Annotated in this window: 5 protein-coding genes and 1 pseudogene; 4 read left to right on the forward strand and 2 right to left on the reverse strand. The window is 48.8% G+C overall.

Annotated features, from left to right (window positions below; all coding sequences use genetic code 11):
• Positions 1 to 180: 180 nt before the first annotated feature.
• The 3 genes from DW835_RS02850 to DW835_RS02860 all read left to right on the forward strand — a co-directional run bounded on the left by DW835_RS02850 (position 181) and on the right by DW835_RS02860 (position 3717).
• Positions 181 to 1560, forward strand: coding sequence for an MATE family efflux transporter (locus DW835_RS02850; protein WP_118730652.1), 1380 nt, complete (start codon positions 181 to 183; stop codon positions 1558 to 1560).
• Positions 1561 to 1636: 76 nt separating this feature from the next.
• Positions 1637 to 3025, forward strand: a complete 1389-nt coding sequence (locus tag DW835_RS02855; protein ID WP_117466401.1) for an MATE family efflux transporter — start codon at positions 1637 to 1639, stop codon at positions 3023 to 3025.
• A 77-nt stretch (positions 3026 to 3102) separates the two neighbouring features.
• Entirely contained in the window at positions 3103 to 3717 is a 615-nt protein-coding gene (locus DW835_RS02860; protein ID WP_243037017.1) for a hypothetical protein, read from the forward strand.
• 23 nt (positions 3718 to 3740) lie between these two features.
• Here DW835_RS02860 and DW835_RS02865 read toward each other — a convergent pair whose 3' ends face one another.
• Entirely contained in the window at positions 3741 to 4610 is an 870-nt protein-coding gene (locus tag DW835_RS02865; RefSeq protein WP_117466400.1) for a LysR family transcriptional regulator, read from the reverse strand.
• 293 nt (positions 4611 to 4903) lie between these two features.
• Here DW835_RS02865 and DW835_RS02870 point away from each other — a divergent pair.
• Positions 4904 to 5020: pseudogene (locus DW835_RS02870) on the forward strand (Na+-dependent transporter of the SNF family protein); the annotation flags it as partial.
• Between the two features lie 48 nt (positions 5021 to 5068).
• Here DW835_RS02870 and DW835_RS02875 read toward each other — a convergent pair.
• The gene (locus tag DW835_RS02875; RefSeq protein WP_118730653.1) at positions 5069 to 6004 is read right to left on the reverse strand and encodes a hypothetical protein; all 936 of its coding nucleotides are present in this window, start codon (positions 6002 to 6004) and stop codon (positions 5069 to 5071) included.
• Positions 6005 to 6278: the final 274 nt, after the last annotated feature.

Genomic DNA, 6278 nt, shown 5'->3' on the forward strand with positions numbered 1-6278 from the left:
CTCATTTTGAACCCCCAAAAACATTCAAAATATAGTATATCATATTTTCAGCTAAAATGGGGAATAGAAATATAGCAAAATATGTGATAAAATCATAAGTTATAGCGGTTCTTCTGCAGATGCGGATGAGCGGTGCGGGAAAATAACGGGATTTGGAAGAGAATTGCAGGAAATGAAATTATGGAAGCAACACAGAAGAAAAACAAATATGAAATAGATATGTGCAACGGCACGATTATGGACAAGCTGATCTCCTTTGCACTGCCCCTGATGGTGTCCAGCATTTTGCAGCTGCTGTTCAATGCAGTGGATATCATTGTGGTGGGACGGTTCACCGGAAGTCAGGCGCTGGCGGCTGTAGGTTCCACCACGGCATTGATCAATATGTTCGTCAATCTGTTTATCGGCGTTTCTCTGGGAGCCAATGTATTGTCCGCCAGATTCTATGCTGCCGGGAAAGAGCGGGAGATGAGCGAGACAGTACATACAGCTATGACCTTTGCATTGATCAGCGGTATTGTCATGGTATTCGTAGGGCTGTTCTGCACCCGGGGGGCGTTGGAATTGATGGATACCCCGGCGGATGTTATTGATCAGGCGGCATTATATATGAAAATTTATTTCTGCAGCATGCCCTTTTTCATGCTGTACAATTACGGAGCTGCAGTTCTGCGGGCAGTGGGAGACACGAAGCGTCCGCTGTTGTTCCTGATCATATCCGGAGCCATCAATGCGGTATTGAACCTGTTTCTGGTCATTGCTTTTTCCATGGGTGTGGCGGGGGGAGCCATTGCTACAGTGATCTCTCAGGTGATCTCCTGTGTGCTGGTATTATGGTGCCTGTTTACTACGGACAGCTGTTACCGGCTGCAGATTTCAAAGCTGGGAATAAAAGGGGAGTACCTGCTGCAGATCTTTCAGGTGGGGGTTCCGGCGGGGATCCAGAGCGTAGTCATCAATTTCTCCAATGTTCTGCTGCAGTCCTCGGTGAATTCCTTTGGCTCCATCGCCATGGCAGGCTATACGGCGGCCAATAATATCTTTGGATTCCTGTTCGTGTCGGTGAATTCCATTACCCAGGCGTGTATGAGCTTCACCAGTCAGAACTACGGTGCCGGGAAGAAAAAACGTATGGACAGGGTACTGATCGATTGTATGATCCTGTCGGTGATCGTAGCGGTAACGCTGGGCGGAAGCGCCAATCTCTTCGGTCCGCAGCTGCTTCACATTTACACAACGGATGCGGACGTTATTGCCTGTGGAACGGAGATTCTGCTGTATACGACGTTGACTTACTTTTTATGCGGCATCATGGATCTGATTCCGGGAGCCTTGCGGGGCATGGGACATTCGGCGGTACCTATGATATTGTCCATTATCGGTACGGTGGGAACGAGAATCTTCTGGATCTACGGAGTATTCCCAATGCACCGGTCGTTGATGGTACTGTTTTTATCTTATCCGGCCTCCTGGCTGGCAACGATCCTGCTGCAGGCGGTATGTTTCTATTTTGTCAGAAAGAAAGTACACAGCACCATGCCGCAGGAAGAACCGTTATAAGCGGTCGGTTTTCGGGAGTGAAAGTCCCGGGATGATCGAGCGTAGGTAGGGATTATTTAGAAAATTGAGGGAAATTATGTTAGCAAAATTTAAGAAAAAATATATTGGAGACTGGGATTTTTACCAGAAGTATCTTTTACTGGCTATTCCCATGATCCTGCAGAATGCCATTACCAATCTGGTAAGCTTTCTGGATAACATCATGGTGGGACAGCTGGGAACGGAGCAGATGTCCGGCGTTGCCATTGTGAATCAGCTGATCTTTGTATACAATCTGGCAATTTTCGGAGCTGTGTCAGCTGCCAGCATCTTCGGTGCCCAGTATTTCGGAAAGGGCAATCATAAGGGACATATGTATTCCTTTCGGTTTAAGCTGTATGCCACGCTGTTGGTGACAGGCGGAGCGATCCTTCTGTTCCTGACGAAAGGTTCCGCACTGATCTCCCTGTATCTGACGGATACGGTGGGGAACGGGGCCACGGACTTGGCACTGCAGTACGGACTGGAATATCTGGCCATCATGATGGTGGGACTGATCCCTTTTGCGGTGAACCAGTCCTACGCGACAAATATAAAAGAGACCGGGCAGACCTTTATCCCGATGCTGGCCAGCTTTGTGGCGGTGGGTACTAATGCGATTCTGGACTATCTGATGATCTTCGGCATCGGTCCTTTCCCGGAGCTGGGAGTGCAGGGGGCGGCGCTGGCTACCGTTATTGCCCGTTACATTGAGGCACTGATCGTGGTGATCTGGGCACACATCCATCGGGGAAAAAACCGCTATCTGGAGGGAGCTTACACCGGCTTTGGTATTCCGCTTGCGGAATTGAAGGCGATCCTGATCAAGGGATTTCCGCTGATGATGAACGAGGTGCTGTGGGCAGCGGGCATGACAACGGTGACCCAGTGCTATTCTGTCAGAGGTCTGGACGTGGTGGCGGGACTGAACATTGCCTCCACCATCACGAATCTGTTCAATATTGTCTATCTTCAGCTGGGTTCCTGTATCAGTATTGTGGTGGGACAGTATCTGGGTGCAGGTAAATTGGAGGATGCCAAGGATGCAGACAACAAGATGATCGTATTCAGCGTCTTCTGCTGTGTGATCATGGCGGCATTGATGTTCGTGGTAGGAGGATTTTTCCCGGGTATTTACAATACCACGGAGGAGATCAGGGAACTGGCTACCAGTTTTATTGCGGTATCGGCCATCATCATGCCCTTCTGCGCCTTCAGCCATGCGTCGTATTTTACCCTGCGTTCCGGTGGTAAGACGGTGGTGACTTTCCTGTTTGATTCCGTATTTACCTGGGTGATCGTGGTGCCGGCGGCATATCTGCTGGCGCATTTCACCGGCCTGGGGATCGTGAGCATCTATTTTCTGGTGCAGGGCACGGAACTGATCAAGGTGATCATTGGTTACCTCATGGTGAAGAGTAATGTCTGGGTGGTCCAGATGGTATAAATTACTATTTGTGCCGCCAGCCGAAGGCTGCTGAATGGAGATTGGCATGAAAAATAGGAGAAGGGCGGGAAACTGACATGAAAATGAACATGGCTCAGAAAGTTTTACTGATCATAGGAGGCGCATTTGCGGGGATCGGCGCAGTGCTGACAATGATATTCGGAGGCATCGGCATGGTGTTCCGGCCCATGAGGGCATTTCTGGCATTGCCGCTGTTTTTCCTGATACTGGGCATTTGTTTTATCGCAGCAGTATTATTCGGGCAGCATAAAAAGTCACTCATCGTAAAAAACGGAATCAGATATGCCGCCAAGATCTACGGTTACGTGGAGAATACGGCGTATATGGTAAACGGCAGATTCCCGGTGAATGTGATCGTGCATTATTTTGACAAGAATCAGATCGAGCGGGAGGCAGTGATTCCCACCGCGTTTGAAAAGGGCGCTTCGACCTATCCCATCGGTATGACCATGGATATCTACGAATATCAGGGAAAATACGGCTGGGATCCGGATTCCGTCCGGGATGAGATTCTGCCGGGAGAGCAGGAACTGATGGACGATAAGCCCGTGGATCCTTCCAAGCTTCGCATGACCGCCGTGCAGTGTCCGAACTGCGGTGCTTCCTATCAGGCGGCAGCAGGATATACCGGACGCTGCCCGTATTGCGGAAGCTATCATAATGTAGAATAGCAGAATAGTTGAGCTGGGGTGGATCAGTGGATCGTTTCCTGCAAATACCGCAGCATCGTCTGTGACACCACGGAGTTGGCGGTCTTGGAGAAAGCCAGTCCCAGCGTACGGTGACAACTGGGAGATAAGGGTCTGGAGACCACACCCCGTGCGAAAGCTTTTAATACCAGTTCCTGAGAGATGGTGACACCGAGACCGTTCCGGACGAAGGACATGATCAGGGTATCGTCCCGGAAGCTGTAAGAGATCTTTGGGCGGACAGGGCATTTGGTCAGCAGATGCTGGATGTCGTTGTCACAGCCGGGGGTCTCGATGATCAGAGGATATTCGAACAGTTCCGGCAGGGTGACGCTGTTTTTGGCAGCCAGCGGATGTCCCTCGGGGAAAACAGCGCACAGCGGATCATTCAACAGTGGATAAAAGGTCAGATCATCCGCCACGATGGAGGATAAAAATCCACAATCCACCTGCCCGTGAATGATCCAGTCCCGGATCTCATCATAATTGCCGTCAAAAATTTCTACATCCACTTTCGGATAATTTTCCCGGAAAAAATGAACCACATCCGGCATCCACAGAGCGGTGATGCTGGAAAAACTACCGACCCGTAGTTTTCCCTCAATCTTATTGTTGATATTGAAGGCGGCCTGGCGCAGCTTGTCTTTCTGGTTGACCATTTCCTGAATGTAAGGGATGAGGCGGGCACCGTTGTCGGTGAGGCTGACACCCCGTTTAACCCGGGCAAAAAGCTGCACACCCAGTTCTTCCTCCAGTCCCGCCATCATCTGGCTGATGCCGGACTGGGTATAATTCAGTGCTTCCGCCGCCTTGGAGAAGCTTCCCGTTTCACATACTTTTAAAAATATCTCGTAACGGTCTTTTTGTTCTTTCATGATCTTCACCCTGTAAATTTATGAATTTCAAATTCATCGTTCACCAATTATGCGAGCAGATTGGCTTTCTTGTACTCATTATAGTATAAGCTCACGAATTTTTACATCCTGCTTCGCAGGATATTCGTGAGCTGATGAGTCCAAAAAACAAATGTCTGCTTTGCAGCCACTTATTTTCTCTTGAGACTTATCACATTACAAAAACTTATGTATACCAATAAAAACATTCGTTTTACTGATAGTATAGCATATGCTATCCTCATGTCACAAGTGTTTTAAGGAGCGTGAATCATATGGAAAAGAAAGCAAGTAATTTCTCCGGGCAGATCGGTTTCGTGCTGGCGGCGGCCGGAAACGCGGTGGGTGTGGGCAATCTGTGGAGATTCCCTTATCTGGCGGCCAAGGATGGCGGCTGTCGTGAGACAAGGATGTGATTCTTTCGGTAAGATTAGAGTATCCTACGATGCGGGGGCTCTGAAATCTGCATCCAGCTCAATACAGTTGGACTGCCTTTGTTCCAACAGGGGCAGTTTCTCCTGAGTTGCAGGTTGAGTTTGTTCTGGCAGGATCAGAATATCCTGAGTCACAGGTGCACCGAAATCCGTATCCAGCTCGATACAGTTGGACTGTCTTTCTTCCAACAAGGGCAACTTGTCTTGGGGAGCGAACTGCGTTTCTTCTGGCAAGGGCAGAATGTCTGGAGTCGTTGACTGCGTTTCTTCCGGCAAGATCAGAATATCCTGCGTCACAGGAGCTTCGAAACTTGTATATTGAAGCTGGATGGTTTCGAGGATGCGGTTGAAATCTGTTTCCAGAGTGTACCAGTCTGTTAACGGAATAGTGGCTTCCAGCTGTAGGGTATTTCCCTGTAAAGGGACATCGGGATTGGATAATGTAATGTAAATCCAGTATTTTTGTTCTGTCTGGTAGATCTCGGTATTTTTCCAGCCGTTTAAGTTGCTGTTGGGCAGAGTGATCTCCTCGCTGGTGACGCCGGTGCCGCAGATTCCCGGGACGGGAGCATAGATAAGCGTAAAGGTATCCTCCGGGTACGCGATGTTCCAGAAGATGATAGCATCGGTCGTGGTGGTACCTGCGAAAGTTAAATTGCGGATCTCATAGTCCCAGGTCTCCGGAAGGGACAGGGAGAACTGCACCGGTCCCAGATCACAGATAGCTTCATTCCCCATGGATATCGCCAGATCGTCGGCAGGCCCGTTTTCCGGGCATTCTGTAGGAACGAGGCTTTCCGCGATGACCGGGGCGATTGGCCCGGTGGGGGCCGTGGAATTTTGCACCCCTACAGAATCCTCCAGGCCCCCGGTAGAACCACATCCTGCCAAGGAAAGCGTAAGAATCGTTGTCAGTGTTGATAGTAAAATAGTCTTCTTCATAAAGATACCCTCCCAAAATCGTGAAGTGTTATGGTGATCACATTATAATAAGACGAATATTGGGCGGGGAAGTTTCGGTAAATAGAAAGTTTGGTGTAAAAAGCCCCAAAACAACGAATTCCGTACAAAAAAGTTCCGAAATCAGGATTTTTTGTACGGAATTTCTTTATTTTGCTTGTGTAGCGAAAATAGAGACTTTTTACATAGCAAAATCTTATGTTTTTGTATTTTTTTCTTAGAAATTGGCGTTTTGAATACAAACAGAACGCCCTCA

Source organism: Clostridium sp. AM34-9AC (assembly GCF_003480225.1).
Classification (GTDB): Bacteria; Bacillota; Clostridia; order Lachnospirales; family Lachnospiraceae; genus Acetatifactor; species Acetatifactor acetigignens.

Bases quoted from the DNA above. Each gene is read 5' to 3' on its own strand.
- DW835_RS02850 (WP_118730652.1), top strand. From the start codon at position 181: ATGGAAGCAACACAGAAGAAAAACAAATATGAAATAGATATGTGCAAC.
- DW835_RS02855 (WP_117466401.1), top strand. From the start codon at position 1,637: ATGTTAGCAAAATTTAAGAAAAAATATATTGGAGACTGGGATTTTTAC.
- DW835_RS02860 (WP_243037017.1), top strand. From the start codon at position 3,103: ATGAAAATGAACATGGCTCAGAAAGTTTTACTGATCATAGGAGGCGCA.
- DW835_RS02865 (WP_117466400.1), bottom strand. From the start codon at position 4,610: ATGAAAGAACAAAAAGACCGTTACGAGATATTTTTAAAAGTATGTGAA.
- DW835_RS02875 (WP_118730653.1), bottom strand. From the start codon at position 6,004: ATGAAGAAGACTATTTTACTATCAACACTGACAACGATTCTTACGCTT.